This is a genomic window from Proteus sp. fly-1008 (assembly GCF_040140305.1).
Lineage (GTDB): Bacteria > Pseudomonadota > Gammaproteobacteria > Enterobacterales > Enterobacteriaceae > Proteus > Proteus vulgaris_B.
In genome coordinates, this window is record NZ_JBEEWH010000007.1 from 158,868 (window position 1) to 173,570 (window position 14,703).

Here is a 14,703-nt window from a genome sequence, read left to right on the forward strand (position 1 = left end):
TCTTTATCATTAAGAGCGAGCCAATATCGTGCTTAAGGGCGGTGATGATAATGCTGTTGATTTGGGCTAGACATAATCACGGATGCGCGTAGGTGTCCTTCCACACAGATATAAGAGTGGGGGGCATTGCCATGAAAAGCATAAAAATCCCCAGTTTCTAATAAGACGGTTTCGTCGTTATCAAAACGCATCATTAATTTACCGGAATAGACCATGATGTGTTCTTGAGTACCATCAGCGTGAGCAGGGCTATTAATAATCGCGCCATGCTTCATCTCAATATGCCAAATCTCAGTAATATTGCCGATACCAATACGGAATTTAAACTCTTGGGCATAATCACCAACGATAGGTTTATGTCGTTCTAAACGAGGATATTCTTCGCGTGTAAAACTAAATAAATCTCCCAAAGGAAAGCCAAGCGCTATTGCGATAGCCTCTAAGGTATCGATCCTCGGATTAGAATCACCAGATTCTAATTTTGACAATGCAGCCTTGGATATTCCCGATTTTCTTGATAACTCATTAAGTGACAAGTTTCGAGATTGTCTTAGTTGTTTGACTTTATTACCAAGGTACTCATTCGTTTTTTTAGGAGGTTGTGGGTTCATTGCCAATTCAAAATATCGTTAGTTTAAAAGTGCCATTCTTATTAGATGATAACACTAATTAACCGTCTTCGGAAAAATGAGATCCTATTTCTGCTGTATTTTATGAATAGCTTTATGATAGCTGTTCGATTTTTAATAATTAAGCTAATATCATTTTTGAAAATGATAACTATTTAAGGCTTATTGTGATGGAATTACTGAGTTGGGCTGATATTTTTGTGTGCCTACTGACCTTATTTTTTGCTTATGTTATTTTTGGTATGGCGGGATTTGGCTCAGCATTAATTGCAGGTCCTGTATTGGCAATTTATTTACCACTTTCAATGATAGTGCCATTATTGGCATTAATTGATTTAAGTGCCGCTGTGGTTAATGTATTAAGAGATGGAAAACAAGCTGATTTCAAAGAGATACGCTATCTTATTCCGCTGATTATTATTGGTAGCCTTATCGGTGCGAGTATTCTATTAACAACCCGCCCGGACTTACTCTCTCTTCTTCTCGGTATTTTTGCTGCTTGTTATGCACTTTATGCACTATTTTGGAAAAAACAAGAAAGCCGATTTTCTCAGCGTTTAGTTTATCCTTTTGGATTAATTGGCGGCGTATTTAGTGCGTTATTTGGCAGTGGTGGCTTTTTATATGCCATTTACTTGTCAGGACGAATTGCAGATAAAAATAAATTCCGTATTACACAAACGACGTTGATTGGTTTCAGTACATTAACTCGAGTTGTGATTTTTTTATTTGCAGGAATTTATTGGCAATTAGATATTCTTAAGTTAGCTGTTATTTTCTTACCAGCCATGTTTGCAGGTGTTTGGTTAGGGCGAAATTTAACATTACGTATGTCGAAAGCACGATTTATGAGTGTGATTTATACCATTGTATTGATATCTGGTGCTGTGCTTATTTACCGTTATTTCTCTTAAGATCTTTAGGGTAAATTATGGTGGAGTGAGAATATTGTGAAAGGCAAAGATCTTCGTGAGCTAAATGGAGATCTTTCTCTAATTAATGTTATTTTTTAAGCATGTTTATCTATTTCTTATCCCTTATAATACAACAATATTTTATTTAACTACCTTTCTTTTATTACAGAGGTTTCTGTTACTTACAGAAACAAAATAACATGTCATATCAAAATTATCGCCAATCTGAAGTTTTTGCGATAACAACTATCACGGTAAGTATTGGCGTTATCGGGATTGTTATCGGATTAACTATTCCCATGGTTGCACTACGCCTCAATTTAGCGGGTATTAGTGAATCTATCATCGGACTTATTTCTGCCGCACCAGCTATTGGGATGTTAATTATTTCACCCTTTGCTCGACGTATTGTGCAATGGATTGGTAAACGCTTTGCCATGCTATTAGCTACCATTGTTTCTGCAATAAGCTTATTACCTTTAATGGGAAGTTTACCTCTAGAGTTGTTATTTCCTTTGCGATTAATCACTGGTATTGCCAGTGGTGTGATGATTTGTTTAGGAGAAACGTGGATTAATGAGCTTTCACCAGATAATAAACGTGGGCGGATTTTAGCGGTATATACCACGGTATTTACTATTAGCCAGTTATTAGGGCCTTCAATTATTGCACTTTATGGCGTTGCAGATAAAACACCGATTCTAATTAGCGTCTTTATTCATATTATCTCAATTATCCTGTTTTTAATGATGGATCAAAAAACGGGTGATAAATTACCAAAAGATACACAAGAGCCTAATTTTTCTATTATTCGCTTTGTTAAAGTTGCACCAGCAATCTGTGGCGGTATTGTTTTCTTTGCTTTTTTTGATGGTACCGTACTTTCTATGTTTCCTATTTATGGTTTAAGTATGGGACACACTGAAGCTATTGCCGCAATGATGATAAGTGCGATTTTAGCAGGTGATGCCATTATGCAAATGCCGTTTGGCTGGCTTGCTGATCATATGAATAGGACTCGGTTATATCGAATTTGTGGTGTGGTAACGCTACTTGCAAGCTTATTATTACCTATCACTATGTCTCACTCATTTTTAATTTGGCCTTTATTACTGGTGTTGGGCGCAACAGCGGGTGCGATATATACCATTGCATTGGTGCAAATAGGACAATATTTCTCAGGTAATGATCTGATGGTCGCTAATGCATCAGCAGCCATGTTATGGGGAGTGGGTAATTTATCTGGGCCTTTGCTGGCAGGGGCGTTGTCAGAAATCTCTTCATCTTCACTACCATTCCTATTGGTCGCCATGACAGGTTTATTCTTAGTTTCAACTATGGAACGTTGGAATGTGGGTGTTGAAGCACTCAATAGCAGTTCACCTTAATATTATTTCATCTTAATATTATTTCTTCTTTATCGTATTCCATTTAGGGTGATAGGAATACGATAGAGGAAGTCTTCCTTTTCTTAATTTCTCAATATTCAAATTTTATCTTATTGTTTTTTATAAATGATTATAATTATCTTTTGTAATTGTACTTATTTTAAAAGTTATTAAGAATAATCTAGAAATGTTTATATTGAACAGAAGTAATTTGCTAAAACGACGTTTATTCATCTAACGTTAGAAGTAGAAGATAATACTATCTTCAGATAAAAATCATGAATACTGCAAATCATTAATCGCCACACATTGGGAACGGAAGGTATTATTTATCTAAGCAACTTATTAAAGTTACTAATAATAGATAGATATACCTAGTTATCATGGTATGTAATATAAATTCAATTAAACCAATTGGTTAATCTTTTTTTATACTATGGAATAAGCATGACATTGGATGGCCGCACAAAAGTAGAATGATGAGGAAAGTCGGTAGTGGCTTTCCTCTTTTTCTTTTTCTCTCACTTTAAATTATCTTTTTATGACATTTTTATTAAAAATATGTTTTTTCGCTTGATTCTTACCCTAAAAGCACAAGATAATCGTTTGCGTCAAATTCTCTCACTCAATCCACACGAAAAACCAAACGTTTGCTTTTGACTCCCTCTTAAGATCCTTATCAGTAAGAGGTTATTTTAATTGATACGTAATCGTTTTCGTTTTTTGGAGAGTGAACCGCTTTTATGTCAGAGGAATGTAATGTCTGCTAATCAATCAGCAACTACTGGTAAACTGGATAGCTATTTTAAACTTACAGCTCGTGGTACAACTGTTCGCAAAGAAATGATCGCCGGTTTGACGACTTTTTTGGCTATGGTGTATTCCGTGATTGTTGTTCCTAGCATGCTAGGACAAGCCGGTTTTCCGCATACTGCAGTTTTTATTGCAACCTGTTTAGTCGCGGGATTGGGCTCCCTTCTAATGGGATTGTGGGCAAATCTTCCTATGGCGATTGGTTGTGCTATTTCATTAACAGCATTTACCGCTTTTAGCTTGGTCTTGGGACAAAATATCTCTGTGCCTGTTGCATTAGGCGCCGTATTTTTAATGGGGTGTTTATTCACTGTCTTTTCATTAACTGGCATTCGTACTTGGATCTTAAAAAATATTCCGACAGGTATTGCTCATGGCGCAGGAATAGGGATAGGTTTATTTTTACTTTTAATTGCCGCCAATAGCGTTGGACTTGTCGTTAAAAATCCATTAGATGGTTTACCTGTGGCGATGGGTAAATTTACTTCATTTTCTGTTCTGATGTCACTTGCAGGTTTAGCTGCTATTTTCGGATTAGAAAAACGCAAAGTCCCAGGTGGCGTATTATTGGTGATTGTTGCCATTTCTATTATTGGGCTGATTTTCGATCCTAATGTAAAATATCAAGGTGTTTTTAAAATGCCTCAATTAGGTGAAGAAGGGCTTTCTTTATTATTTGCAATGGATATTAAAGGAGCATTACAGCCTTTAGTTCTACCAAGTGTTCTTGCGTTAGTGATGACTGCGATTTTTGATGCAACCGGGACTATTCGTGCCGTTGCCGGTCAAGCCAATTTATTAGATAAACGTGGACAAATTATTAATGGCGGAAAAGCACTGACTTCTGACTCTGTCAGTAGTATTTTTGCAGGTGTAATTGGTGCTGCACCTGCAGCCGTTTATGTTGAATCAGCTGCTGGAACAGCCGCAGGTGGTAAAACCGGACTAACTGCAACTGTGGTGGGTATTTTATTTTTACTGATCCTTTTCTTATCGCCTCTCTCTTATTTAGTTCCAGCTTATGCAACGGCACCTGCATTAATGTATGTGGGTTTATTGATGCTAGGTAATGTCACTAAGTTAGATTTCAGTGATTTTGTTGATGCAATGTCAGGCATGGTGTGTGCCGTCTTTATTGTTTTAACGTGTAATATTGTTACTGGCATTATGCTAGGTTTTGGTTGTTTAGTGATTGGTCGAGTATTTGCCGGCGAATGGCGTAAACTCAATATTGGTACCGTATTAATTACAATTGCTTTAGTGGCATTTTATGCGGGTGAGTGGGCGATTTAATTCGAATCATCGGTTTTAAAGACAAAAAGCGGAATATATCTATATTCCGCTTTTTTACTATTTATTTATCTACTTTAATTCGCTATTGTCGAAATTAAGCTTAGTTGTTAAATAATTGGTAGAATATATGCAAGAAATAAAAATACGCCATGGCGAACCAGACGACGCAGCCGCAATTCAACAGTTATATACTCATCCTGATTTATATATTTGTACTTGCCAATTTCCTTACCCTTCTGTGACGATGTGGAAAAAAAGATTACTCGAATTCGCAGAACAAAATATTCCTAATTTTGTAGCAACTATTGATGGTCAAGTTGCGGGACATTTAGCACTGATAATTGATAATCATCCTCGTCGTCGCCACATTGTAAGTTTTGGTATTGGTGTGGGTGCCGAGTACTCCGGAAAAGGTGTCGGTAAGTTACTTATCAATACAGCAATCGATTATGCATTCAATTGGTTAGCCGCAACACGTTTAGAGTTGGAAGTGTATTCAGATAATGAAAAAGGCTTACATTTATATAAAAAATTAGGCTTTGAAGTTGAAGGTATACGCCGTAAAGCAGCATTTAGAGACGGAAAGTATTGTGATGTTGTCATGATGTCGATGTTAAGAACGATTGAATAATCATGTAAATAAGCGATGCGGCTCTAAAAATTAATCGACATTGTCTTTTATTTGTTATTTTTATTTAATTTCTTAATGTTTTACGTTTGTATACGAGTAATTACATCGTTTAGACGGAAAAAGAGAAATAAAAACGTATGCTTTCGATGTTTAATGCCGTTAATAAATAGAGAGTAATGAGAAGTGTGCAATTTGTTACGTTAGATACGATTAATCTTAATTTTAAATAATCGCGCATGAGTCTGTGTGGGATCTGTTTAAAATAAGGAAAGGTAAAGAAAGGCATGGCGCATAAGTTTTTGCAGGGTGTGTTTTTTTATCATTCAGTAGGGTTTTCTTTTTTAAGGAAAAGATAACAGGTTTTTGGGATAAAAATAGGCATGTAAGGGTAACATGGAAATTTTCTTTACTATTTTGATTTTAATACTGGTGGTTTCAGTTTCGGGAGTTATTACAAAACTAATTCCCTTTCGTGTTCCGTTACCATTAATACAGATTGTGATAGGGGCTTTATTGGCATGGCCTCAGTTTGGTTTACATGTCACTTTTGATCCTGAATTATTCCTCGTCCTATTGATCCCTCCTTTGTTGTTTGTTGATGGTTGGAAAACGCCAACACGAGAATTTATTCAAAATGGGCGTGAAATTTTTATTCTTGTACTTGTTTTAGTGATGGTAACTGTTGTTGGTATTGGCTATTTAATTTATTGGATGATGCCAAGTATCCCTCTGATTTCTGCATTCGCATTAGCGGCGGTGCTTTCTCCAACGGATGCGGTAGCACTTTCTTCTATTGTCGGTAAAGGGCGAATACCTAAGCGGATAATGGGCATTTTAGAGGGTGAAGCATTAATGAATGATGCTTCAGGTCTGGTTGCCTTGAAATTTGCGGTTGCTGTGGCAATGGGCACCATGGTGTTTACTGTGGGTGGTGCAACACTTGAGTTCTTTAAAGTCGCTGTCGGCGGGCTACTGGCCGGTATTGGCGTCACCTTGATTTACAGTAAATCTCTGCGATTAATGAGTCGCTGGAGTGGTGATGATCCTGCTACACAAATCGTCTTTATGTTATTGCTACCTTTTGCATCCTACTTAATTGCAGAGCATATTGGTTTTTCAGGAATTTTAGCTGCAGTTGCTGCCGGTATGACTATCAGTAAATCCGGTGTTATTCGTAATGCACCACTCGCAATGCGTTTACGTGCTGATAGTGTGTGGTCAATGCTTGAATTTGTCTTTAACGGCCTGGTCTTTATTATGCTTGGCTTACAACTTCCGATTATTTGGACAAGCTCTGTTATTCAAGCCGACCTTGATCCAGAAGTTGAAGTATGGATGTTGTTTGCTGCCGTATTCGTCATCTATTTTGCATTACTTATTTTACGTTTTACATGGTTATGGCTGATGAAAAAAATTAGCCGTATCTTTATGAAAAAACACCCACTTGATTTCGCCAATTATACAACGCGTGAACTGTGGCTTTCGTCATTTGCTGGTGTTCGTGGTGCGATTACTCTAGCTGGTGCGCTTTCTATTCCACTCTTTTTAACCGATGGCAGTACTTTCCCTGGGCGTTATCAAATCATCTTTATCGCAGCAGGTGTTATTTTACTGTCAATCCTTGTCGGTATTATTTCGCTTCCTTTCCTGTTGAAAGGCGTGAAAACTACCGATAAAGAAGCCGATAAAAATGAAGTTCGTTATGCGCGAAAAATCATGGCAGAAGTGGCGATTGTCAGCTTGAATAAAATGGAAGAGCGTTTAGCCGCGAGTACAGAAGAGCAACTCGATGCAGAAGAAATTAATGAAGTTGCTTCTCGGGTAACGGGCTATTTACGACGTCGTACTGCAACTCAAGATGAAATGGTTCATAACATGTTAGAAGAAGATCTTGAAAGACGTTTTCGCCTAACTGCATTACGTGCTGAACGTGGTGAGCTTTACCATTTAAGGGCTACGCGAAAAATCAGTAATGAAACACTCCAATTATTGCTACATGAATTGGATTTAATGGAAGCGCTGTTAGTTGAGAAAGATAGTTAATTATGTGGTTGCTCATTATTACAACACTGTTATGGGCAGCCTCTTTTAGCCTGATTGGCGAATATCTCGCGGGTCAGGTTGATAGTTGGCTTTCTGTTTTGATCCGTGTTTCTTTAGCGGCTTTGGTCTTTTTACCTTTCTTACGTTGGAAGGGAATTCGTTTTAAGGTAATTTTGCTTTATATGAGTGTGGGAGCTTGCCAACTTGGTATCATGTATCTGTTTGTCTTCCATGCTTATAACTATTTGACCGTCGCAGAATTCTTACTGTTTACCGTATTAACACCGCTTTATGTCACGTTAATTTATGATCTATTAGAACGTCAAAAATTACGCTGGGGTTATGTATTCAGCTCTTTATTAGCAGTGTTAGGCGCCGCTATTATTCGTTATGACCATTTAAGTGATGATTTTTGGTATGGGCTGTTATTAGTGCAACTTGCTAATATTTTCTTTGCTATCGGCCAAGTGGGTTATAAGCGATTAATGGAAGTACATCCAATTCCACAACATCATGCGTTTTCTTGGTTTTATCTTGGTGCAGTTGCCGTTTCACTGGTTGGTGCATTGTGTTTTGCTGATTGGCAGAAAATGCCAACAACATCACTACAATGGGGGGTTTTATTCTGGTTAGGAATAGGGGCTTCTGGAATAGGCTATTTCATGTGGAACTATGGTGCTACACAAGTTGATGCTGGAACCTTAGCTATTATGAATAACATGATGGTTCCAGCTGGGTTATTAGTGAATTTCTCTATTTGGCAACAACATCCAAATTGGCCAAGTTTCATCATAGGCGCGAGCCTGATTGTTGCATCGCTTTGGTTCCATCGGCGCTGGATACACCGACCTGTTTTACAAAAGGAAGATTGTTAACAGCGTGCTGACCTGATAAACGAATAAATTCACGAATTGCCGGTTGATGTTGCTCTCCACTGCGATTGGCTGCATATAACCGGCTCCATAATCCCTCACCTAATGTTTTTGTCACCACTAATCCTTGTTTTTCAAAATTCTCTACTGCCCAATGAGGTAGAGCAGCGATCCCCATGCCAGCCGCAACCATTTGAATTAACAACAATGTATTATCGACATGTTTAAAATGTGGTGTTATTCCTGCGGGTTGTAAAAAATGGCGCCACACATCAAAACGCTCTCTTTGCACAGGATAAATAAATAAGGTTTCTGCAATTAAATCTTGTGGCTGAATATGTAAGCGATTTGCGAGAGGGTGGTCGGGCGATAAAACCAGTTTAACTTCATAGTCAAACAGCGGAGTATAGTGTAAACGTGCATCATCTAAAATATCAGAAGTTAGTACTACATCTAATTCACGTTGTAGTAATGCTGGTTGTGGATCAAACGTAACCCCCGAATGGAAATCAACATTGACTTCAGGCCATGTTTGGCGATATTGCTGTAATGCGGGTGTTAACCATTGAATACAACTATGGCATTCAATCGCAATATTTAAATTTGAACTCCCCGGCTCATTACACGCTTCAATCGCTCTGCGTACGATAGGCAGAACTTCTTCAGCTAATTTGACCAGTATTTCACCTTGTGGAGTAAAACGCAGTGGTTGGCTTTTACGCACAAAAATTCGATAACCCAGACGATGTTCTAATTCACTAAATTGATGTGAAAGAGCCGACTGTGTTTGATGTAGTTGATTTGCTGCGTTAGCAAGAGAGCCAGTGTGCTTTAGTGCCAATATCGTTTTTAAGTGTTTTATTTCTATCATGAGAAACCTTCAGGTTGTTGATGAAAAATTTGCGCTTGTGATTTATACACTACCTGTAGATTATGGATGTGTAAACATCTAGACGGCTAAAAATAGGATTTTAATTATGACAATTCGCAATCACACACTGGGTTTCCCTCGTATTGGCTTAGATAGAGAGCTAAAAAAGGCACAAGAAAATTATTGGGCAGGCAAGATTTCACAAGAAGAACTTATCGCAGTGGGTAAAACACTTCGTGCTCGTCACTGGCAGCAACAAGCAGATGCAGGTGTCGAATTATTACCTGTTGGTGATTTTGCTTGGTATGACCAAGTATTAGGAACAAGTCTATTGTTAGGCAACGTGCCACCTCGCCACCGTAATGAAGATGGCTCATTAGATCTTGATACATTATTTAGAGTTGCGCGTGGTAGAGCGCCAACGGGTAAACCTGTTGCCGCATCTGAAATGACGAAATGGTTTAATACTAACTATCACTATATCGTGCCAGAATTCCAACAAGGTCAATCATTTACCTTTGCATGGAAAGAGTTATTAGATGAAGTAGATGAAGCATTAGCTCTTGGTCATAAAATAAAACCGGTGCTACTGGGTCCAGTGACTTATCTTTGGTTAGGCAAAGTAAAAGGACCTGAATTTGATAGATTAACGCTTTTAAAAGAAATTCTACCTATCTATCAACAAGTTCTTAATGCATTAAAAGAAAAAGGTATTGAGTGGGTACAAATTGATGAGCCTGCATTGGTCTTGGATTTACCAATTGAATGGCAAAACGCATACCAAACCGCTTATCAAGCATTAGCGGGGCAGGTTAAATTACTACTAACAACTTATTTTGATAGTGTTTCTCATCATCTTGATATTATTAAGGACTTACCTATTAATGGGCTTCATGTTGATATTTCAGCAGGCCAAGATGATTTGCAACATTTACATCAAACATTACCTAAAAATTGGGTGCTGTCATTAGGTGTCATTAATGGCCGTAATGTTTGGAAAGCCGATTTGAGTACACGTTATCAGCAAGTCGTTGCGCTAAAAGATAAACGTCCATTATGGATCGGAACTTCATGTTCATTACTGCACAGCCCAATTGATTTAAAGGCAGAAACTAAACTTGATGATGAAGTAAAAAGTTGGTTTGCTTTTGCTATTCAAAAATGTGAAGAAGTGGCTTTGTTGACTAGGGCACTAAATGCACCCGAAGGCGAGTATGATGATCAATTAGCACAATACAGTGCCCCAATTCGTCAACGTCAACATTCTACTCGCGTGCATAATGCCAAAGTGGCCGCTCGTTTAGAGTCGATTAAAACGCAAGACAGTGAACGAAATTCACCTTATACCCAACGCGCAGAAGTTCAACGTGCTCGGTTTAATCTGCCATTATGGCCAACCACGACCATTGGTTCATTTCCACAAACTACTGAAATTCGTACTGTGCGCCTTGATTTTAAAAAAGGAAATATTGATACAGTCGCTTATCGCAAAAATATCAGTGAACATATTAAGCAAGCGATAACAGAGCAAGAAAACCTAGGCCTCGACGTATTAGTGCATGGTGAAGCTGAACGTAATGACATGGTGGAATATTTTGGCGAGCATTTTGATGGCTATGTCTTTACACAAAATGGTTGGGTACAAAGTTATGGCTCACGTTGTGTAAAACCACCAGTGATTATTGGAGATATTAGTCGTCCGGAAGCCATTACTGTGGATTGGGCAACTTACGCACAATCATTAACTGAAAAGCCAGTCAAAGGAATGCTAACAGGGCCAGTGACAATTTTATGTTGGTCGTTCCCTCGTGAAGATGTGACGCGTGAAACAATTGCAAAACAGATTGCGTTAGCACTACGTGATGAAGTAGACGATTTACAAAAAGCGGGTATTGGTATAATCCAAATAGATGAACCAGCCTTACGAGAAGGATTACCACTGCGTCGTGATGAATGGCAAGCTTATCTTGATTGGGCAGTTGATGCCTTTAAATTAAGTGCCGCTGTCGCTGATGATGACACCCAAATTCATACTCATATGTGTTATTGCGAGTTTAATGACATCATGAATTCTATTGCTGCATTGGATGCTGATGTGATTACTATCGAAACATCACGTTCAGATATGGAGCTTTTAGAAGCCTTTGAACACTTTGATTACCCAAATGAAATTGGGCCAGGTGTTTATGATATTCACTCACCTAACGTGCCCAATGTGGAATGGATTGTGGGATTATTAAGAAAAGCGCAATCGCGTATTCCAGCAGAGCGTTTATGGGTGAATCCAGACTGCGGATTAAAAACACGAGGCTGGACTGAAACACGTGCAGCATTAGCAAATATGGTGGAAGCGGCTAAATATTTACGCCAAAACGCATAATAAAATAATTACTTATTAGCCTGCTATTTTTTGAATGATTACTTTGATAAAGAGTTACATCATCAAAATAGCAGGCTAATTTTATATAAATAAAAAAGAGAATTAATTAAAACTCAGAACAAATCTTATTATTGATATTCATTAGAGTTGCTATACTGCGAAAACTCTTTAATTTTATGGATATAATTATTGTGCAAACTAGCATTAAACTTTCGGATAAGGTATTAGATGCTTTTCCAACTCGACCTTTGAAATTAGTTCCACTAAGAGGAGATGGTGGATTATTTCGCACCTTATTCTTAGTTATTTTCATGTTAGTAATGACTGTATTTAGTGCTTATCAAATTCCCAATATTCTTTATGATTATAAAATCAGTGAGAATGCAGTACCTGTTGATGCTACAGTAAATGGCTCTTGTCGCTCTCAACTCTTTGTTTTGACTAATTGTAGTGTTGACTTACGCTATAAAGGCAATGAAGTCTCGCGTAATTTTACTTTTTTAGATTTAGGCCCTAAAGATGTGTTAGTTGAACCCGTCGCTGATGCAAATGATCTCAGTAAAATGACCGTTGATGTGGCGATAGATAATATTTGGCTTCGCTTAATTAGTACGATTATTTTTATCGGCTTATTTGGTTTTAGTGTGATCTTTTTTATTTATCGTCAAATACTAACGAGTAAGGTGAGAAAAGCATTATTATCAGTGGGCACTCAGCCTTTAAAATTAATAGCAATCCCGGCAAAAATGGTTGTGAGTAATAAGCAATTTATTGCAACTTATCATCTTAACTTAGATGGTAAAGATATTCGTATTGCTTATTCAGGAAATAAGAAAACACCTCCTATTGTGATTGAGCAAAATGGAAATACTTATGTCTTAGCTGTTTATTCACCACAACAAAATATCCCTTATGCTTTAGATGTGCCTTTAGAGCGTATTCAAGCAACGCCAGAAGAGAAACAACGTTTCCATGACGCGTTAATTGAAGAAGGTTTGCTGTAATCAATTTTAATTATTAAGAACATAATGCGTTTTCTCTTATGGGATGTAAGAGGAAACGCATTAAATAGGCACGATTAAAATAGTTGGTTTATTTAACCACCGAAAATCTTCGCTTTTAAAATATCCATCCCTGCACTGACTAAATCTAAATCTTTAGGTACCACTCCATCAGGCGTCACTTTATCAATGAGTTTAGGTAGATATTGTGCCGCCATTTCAGAAGCTTCAGTTGCACTTAAATTAATCTTTGACGCAAGTTCGTTAATAACAGGTGATGAGAAAACAGTTACGATTTGTTCAGCGCTGATAGGTAAATTTGTATTTGTACTTATCCAAGATTGGATTAGCTCACTAAAACCCGCTGTATCAAATTGCTTTATTAAGCCCTCAATGCCACCTTGAGACTCAACCCAGTCGAGGACAGTTTTATATTGATTGATTTTTTCGCCACCTAGTAGGCTCGCAATTTGGTTAAATAAACTCATGATCACTCCAGTGACAAAATAGGTGTCACACATTAGATGTTAATTTTAAAGGCGGGTAGTGTACGTGAAGTTAGTATATTCATCTATACTCGTCATACTTCAAGTTGTAGCGTTGTTGACTTCATTCTCTCACACTAGTCACATACTATTGTATGCTCCTAGCGACTCGTTCACTTGTCGCCTAGCTACATCTTGAACTATTTAGAGTATTTACTCGTCATGCTTCAAGCTGTAGTGTTGTTGACTTCGTTTATTCGCGCTAGTCACATACTGATGTATGCTCCTAGCGACTCATTCTAGCTACATCTTGAACTATTTAGAGTATGTATGTATTTGGGTATTTATATTCGCTAGGGTTTTTATTGCATCTATACTAGTAAGCGAATATGGGTGATGTATTTGCTGAAAATGTATTTCGAATGCCATTTTTCGTGATTATGGTCACAATTTTATGAAATTGTTACTTTGTTTGGCGCCTTGCAGGTGATATTGGTCACTAAAAAGGTCTGTAAAGCTGATAAAGTAAGTCTTAATTTAATGAACATTGGTTTTGTCCCATTGAGGAGTCCGATATGTCTGATGTATTTCACTTAGGTTTAACCAAAAATGACCTACAGGGTGCCACTTTAGCAATTGTTCCAGGTGATCCTAAGCGTGTTGAAAAAATTGCAAAATTAATGGATAACCCTGTCCATCTGGCTTCTTTACGTGAATACACGTCATGGCGTGGTGAAATTGATGGCAAAGCTGTCATTGTTTGCTCAACGGGTATCGGTGGTCCATCTACTTCTATCGCAGTTGAAGAATTAGCGCAATTAGGTATTCGTACTTTCTTACGCATTGGTACAACAGGTGCAATTCAAGAACATATCAACGTAGGTGATATTCTTGTGACCACGGCCGCAGTTCGTTTAGATGGTGCGAGCTTACACTTTGCACCAATGGAATTCCCAGCAGTTTCTGACTTTGAATGTATGAATGCACTGTACAAAGCCGCTAAAGACAATGGTTCAACTGTACACGTAGGTGTAACTGCGTCTTCTGATACATTCTATCCAGGACAAGAACGTTACGATACTTATACAGGCCGTGTTGTCCGCCGTTTCAAAGGCTCGATGAAAGAGTGGCAAGAAATGGGCGTAATGAACTATGAAATGGAATCTGCAACATTATTGACAATGTGTGCAAGCCAAGGTTTACGTGCAGGTATGGTTGCAGGTGTTATTGTAAACCGTACTCAGCAAGAAATTCCAGATGCAGAATTACTGAAGAAAACAGAAAACAATGCACTTGGAATCGTTATTGAAGCAGCTCGTATTTTAATGAAATAAGCGTTTTCAATTGAGTACTAAAGCCCTTAATACAAAAGTATTAAGGGCT

Annotated in this window: 12 protein-coding genes; 9 read left to right on the plus strand and 3 right to left on the minus strand. The window is 37.8% G+C overall.

What is annotated here, in order from left to right:
- Window positions 1-32: 32 nt before the first annotated feature.
- Window positions 33-611 carry a helix-turn-helix domain-containing protein gene (locus ABN256_RS13250; protein ID WP_069368071.1) on the minus strand — a complete coding sequence of 193 codons (579 nt, stop codon included), beginning with the start codon at window positions 609-611 and terminating at the stop codon, window positions 33-35.
- A 185-nt stretch (window positions 612-796) separates the two neighbouring features.
- Here ABN256_RS13250 and ABN256_RS13255 point away from each other — a divergent pair, with 185 nt between their 5' ends.
- The 6 genes from ABN256_RS13255 to ABN256_RS13280 all read left to right on the plus strand — a co-directional run bounded on the left by ABN256_RS13255 (window position 797) and on the right by ABN256_RS13280 (window position 8,586).
- Window positions 797-1,543: a sulfite exporter TauE/SafE family protein gene (locus tag ABN256_RS13255; protein ID WP_502929698.1), complete on the plus strand. Its 747-nt coding sequence runs from the start codon at window positions 797-799 to the stop codon at window positions 1,541-1,543.
- Window positions 1,544-1,743: 200 nt separating this feature from the next.
- Window positions 1,744-2,931 carry an MFS transporter gene (locus tag ABN256_RS13260; RefSeq protein WP_196554328.1) on the plus strand — a complete coding sequence of 396 codons (1,188 nt, stop codon included), beginning with the start codon at window positions 1,744-1,746 and terminating at the stop codon, window positions 2,929-2,931.
- A 759-nt stretch (window positions 2,932-3,690) separates the two neighbouring features.
- Window positions 3,691-5,037, plus strand: a complete 1,347-nt coding sequence (locus tag ABN256_RS13265) for an NCS2 family permease (RefSeq protein ID WP_164525884.1) — start codon at window positions 3,691-3,693, stop codon at window positions 5,035-5,037.
- A gap of 127 nt (window positions 5,038-5,164) precedes the next feature.
- The gene (locus tag ABN256_RS13270; RefSeq protein ID WP_072069504.1) at window positions 5,165-5,668 is read left to right on the plus strand and encodes a GNAT family N-acetyltransferase; all 504 of its coding nucleotides are present in this window, start codon (window positions 5,165-5,167) and stop codon (window positions 5,666-5,668) included.
- A 393-nt stretch (window positions 5,669-6,061) separates the two neighbouring features.
- Window positions 6,062-7,711, plus strand: a complete 1,650-nt coding sequence (locus ABN256_RS13275; RefSeq protein WP_072069503.1) for a Na+/H+ antiporter — start codon at window positions 6,062-6,064, stop codon at window positions 7,709-7,711.
- A 2-nt stretch (window positions 7,712-7,713) separates the two neighbouring features.
- On the plus strand, window positions 7,714-8,586 hold the full coding sequence (locus ABN256_RS13280) for a carboxylate/amino acid/amine transporter (protein ID WP_197269605.1): 873 nt from the start codon (window positions 7,714-7,716) through the stop codon (window positions 8,584-8,586).
- On the opposite strand, the gene metR is transcribed toward ABN256_RS13280, so the two are convergent.
- Complete coding sequence (metR, locus tag ABN256_RS13285) at window positions 8,501-9,454, minus strand: HTH-type transcriptional regulator MetR (protein ID WP_349439549.1); 954 nt, start codon at window positions 9,452-9,454, stop codon at window positions 8,501-8,503. The two genes, ABN256_RS13280 and metR, sit on opposite strands and share 86 nt — an antisense overlap.
- A 106-nt stretch (window positions 9,455-9,560) precedes the next feature.
- Here metR and metE point away from each other — a divergent pair, with 106 nt between their 5' ends.
- Together metE and ABN256_RS13295 are read left to right on the plus strand one after the other, a co-directional pair.
- Window positions 9,561-11,834 carry a 5-methyltetrahydropteroyltriglutamate--homocysteine S-methyltransferase gene (metE, locus tag ABN256_RS13290; protein ID WP_196554331.1) on the plus strand — a complete coding sequence of 758 codons (2,274 nt, stop codon included), beginning with the start codon at window positions 9,561-9,563 and terminating at the stop codon, window positions 11,832-11,834.
- A gap of 176 nt (window positions 11,835-12,010) precedes the next feature.
- Entirely contained in the window at window positions 12,011-12,838 is an 828-nt protein-coding gene (locus ABN256_RS13295) for a hypothetical protein (RefSeq protein WP_349439551.1), read from the plus strand.
- 92 nt (window positions 12,839-12,930) lie between these two features.
- Here the strand turns inward: ABN256_RS13295 and ABN256_RS13300 are convergent, their stop codons facing one another.
- A complete protein-coding gene (locus ABN256_RS13300; protein WP_196554332.1) occupies window positions 12,931-13,323 on the minus strand; it encodes a YidB family protein in 393 nt (130 codons plus the stop codon).
- Between the two features lie 572 nt (window positions 13,324-13,895).
- Between ABN256_RS13300 and udp the strand changes: the two genes are divergently transcribed.
- Entirely contained in the window at window positions 13,896-14,654 is a 759-nt protein-coding gene (gene udp / locus ABN256_RS13305) for a uridine phosphorylase (protein WP_023583501.1), read from the plus strand.
- Window positions 14,655-14,703 lie beyond the last annotated feature (49 nt).

What these genes read in the sequence shown, in the direction of transcription:
- ABN256_RS13250 (WP_069368071.1), bottom strand. Translation starts at nt 611, where the DNA reads ATGAACCCACAACCTCCTAAAAAAACGAATGAGTACCTTGGTAATAAA.
- ABN256_RS13260 (WP_196554328.1), top strand. Translation starts at nt 1,744, where the DNA reads ATGTCATATCAAAATTATCGCCAATCTGAAGTTTTTGCGATAACAACT.
- ABN256_RS13265 (WP_164525884.1), top strand. Translation starts at nt 3,691, where the DNA reads ATGTCTGCTAATCAATCAGCAACTACTGGTAAACTGGATAGCTATTTT.
- ABN256_RS13270 (WP_072069504.1), top strand. Translation starts at nt 5,165, where the DNA reads ATGCAAGAAATAAAAATACGCCATGGCGAACCAGACGACGCAGCCGCA.
- ABN256_RS13275 (WP_072069503.1), top strand. Translation starts at nt 6,062, where the DNA reads ATGGAAATTTTCTTTACTATTTTGATTTTAATACTGGTGGTTTCAGTT.
- ABN256_RS13280 (WP_197269605.1), top strand. Translation starts at nt 7,714, where the DNA reads ATGTGGTTGCTCATTATTACAACACTGTTATGGGCAGCCTCTTTTAGC.
- metR (WP_349439549.1), bottom strand. Translation starts at nt 9,454, where the DNA reads ATGATAGAAATAAAACACTTAAAAACGATATTGGCACTAAAGCACACT.
- metE (WP_196554331.1), top strand. Translation starts at nt 9,561, where the DNA reads ATGACAATTCGCAATCACACACTGGGTTTCCCTCGTATTGGCTTAGAT.
- ABN256_RS13295 (WP_349439551.1), top strand. Translation starts at nt 12,011, where the DNA reads ATGGATATAATTATTGTGCAAACTAGCATTAAACTTTCGGATAAGGTA.
- ABN256_RS13300 (WP_196554332.1), bottom strand. Translation starts at nt 13,323, where the DNA reads ATGAGTTTATTTAACCAAATTGCGAGCCTACTAGGTGGCGAAAAAATC.
- udp (WP_023583501.1), top strand. Translation starts at nt 13,896, where the DNA reads ATGTCTGATGTATTTCACTTAGGTTTAACCAAAAATGACCTACAGGGT.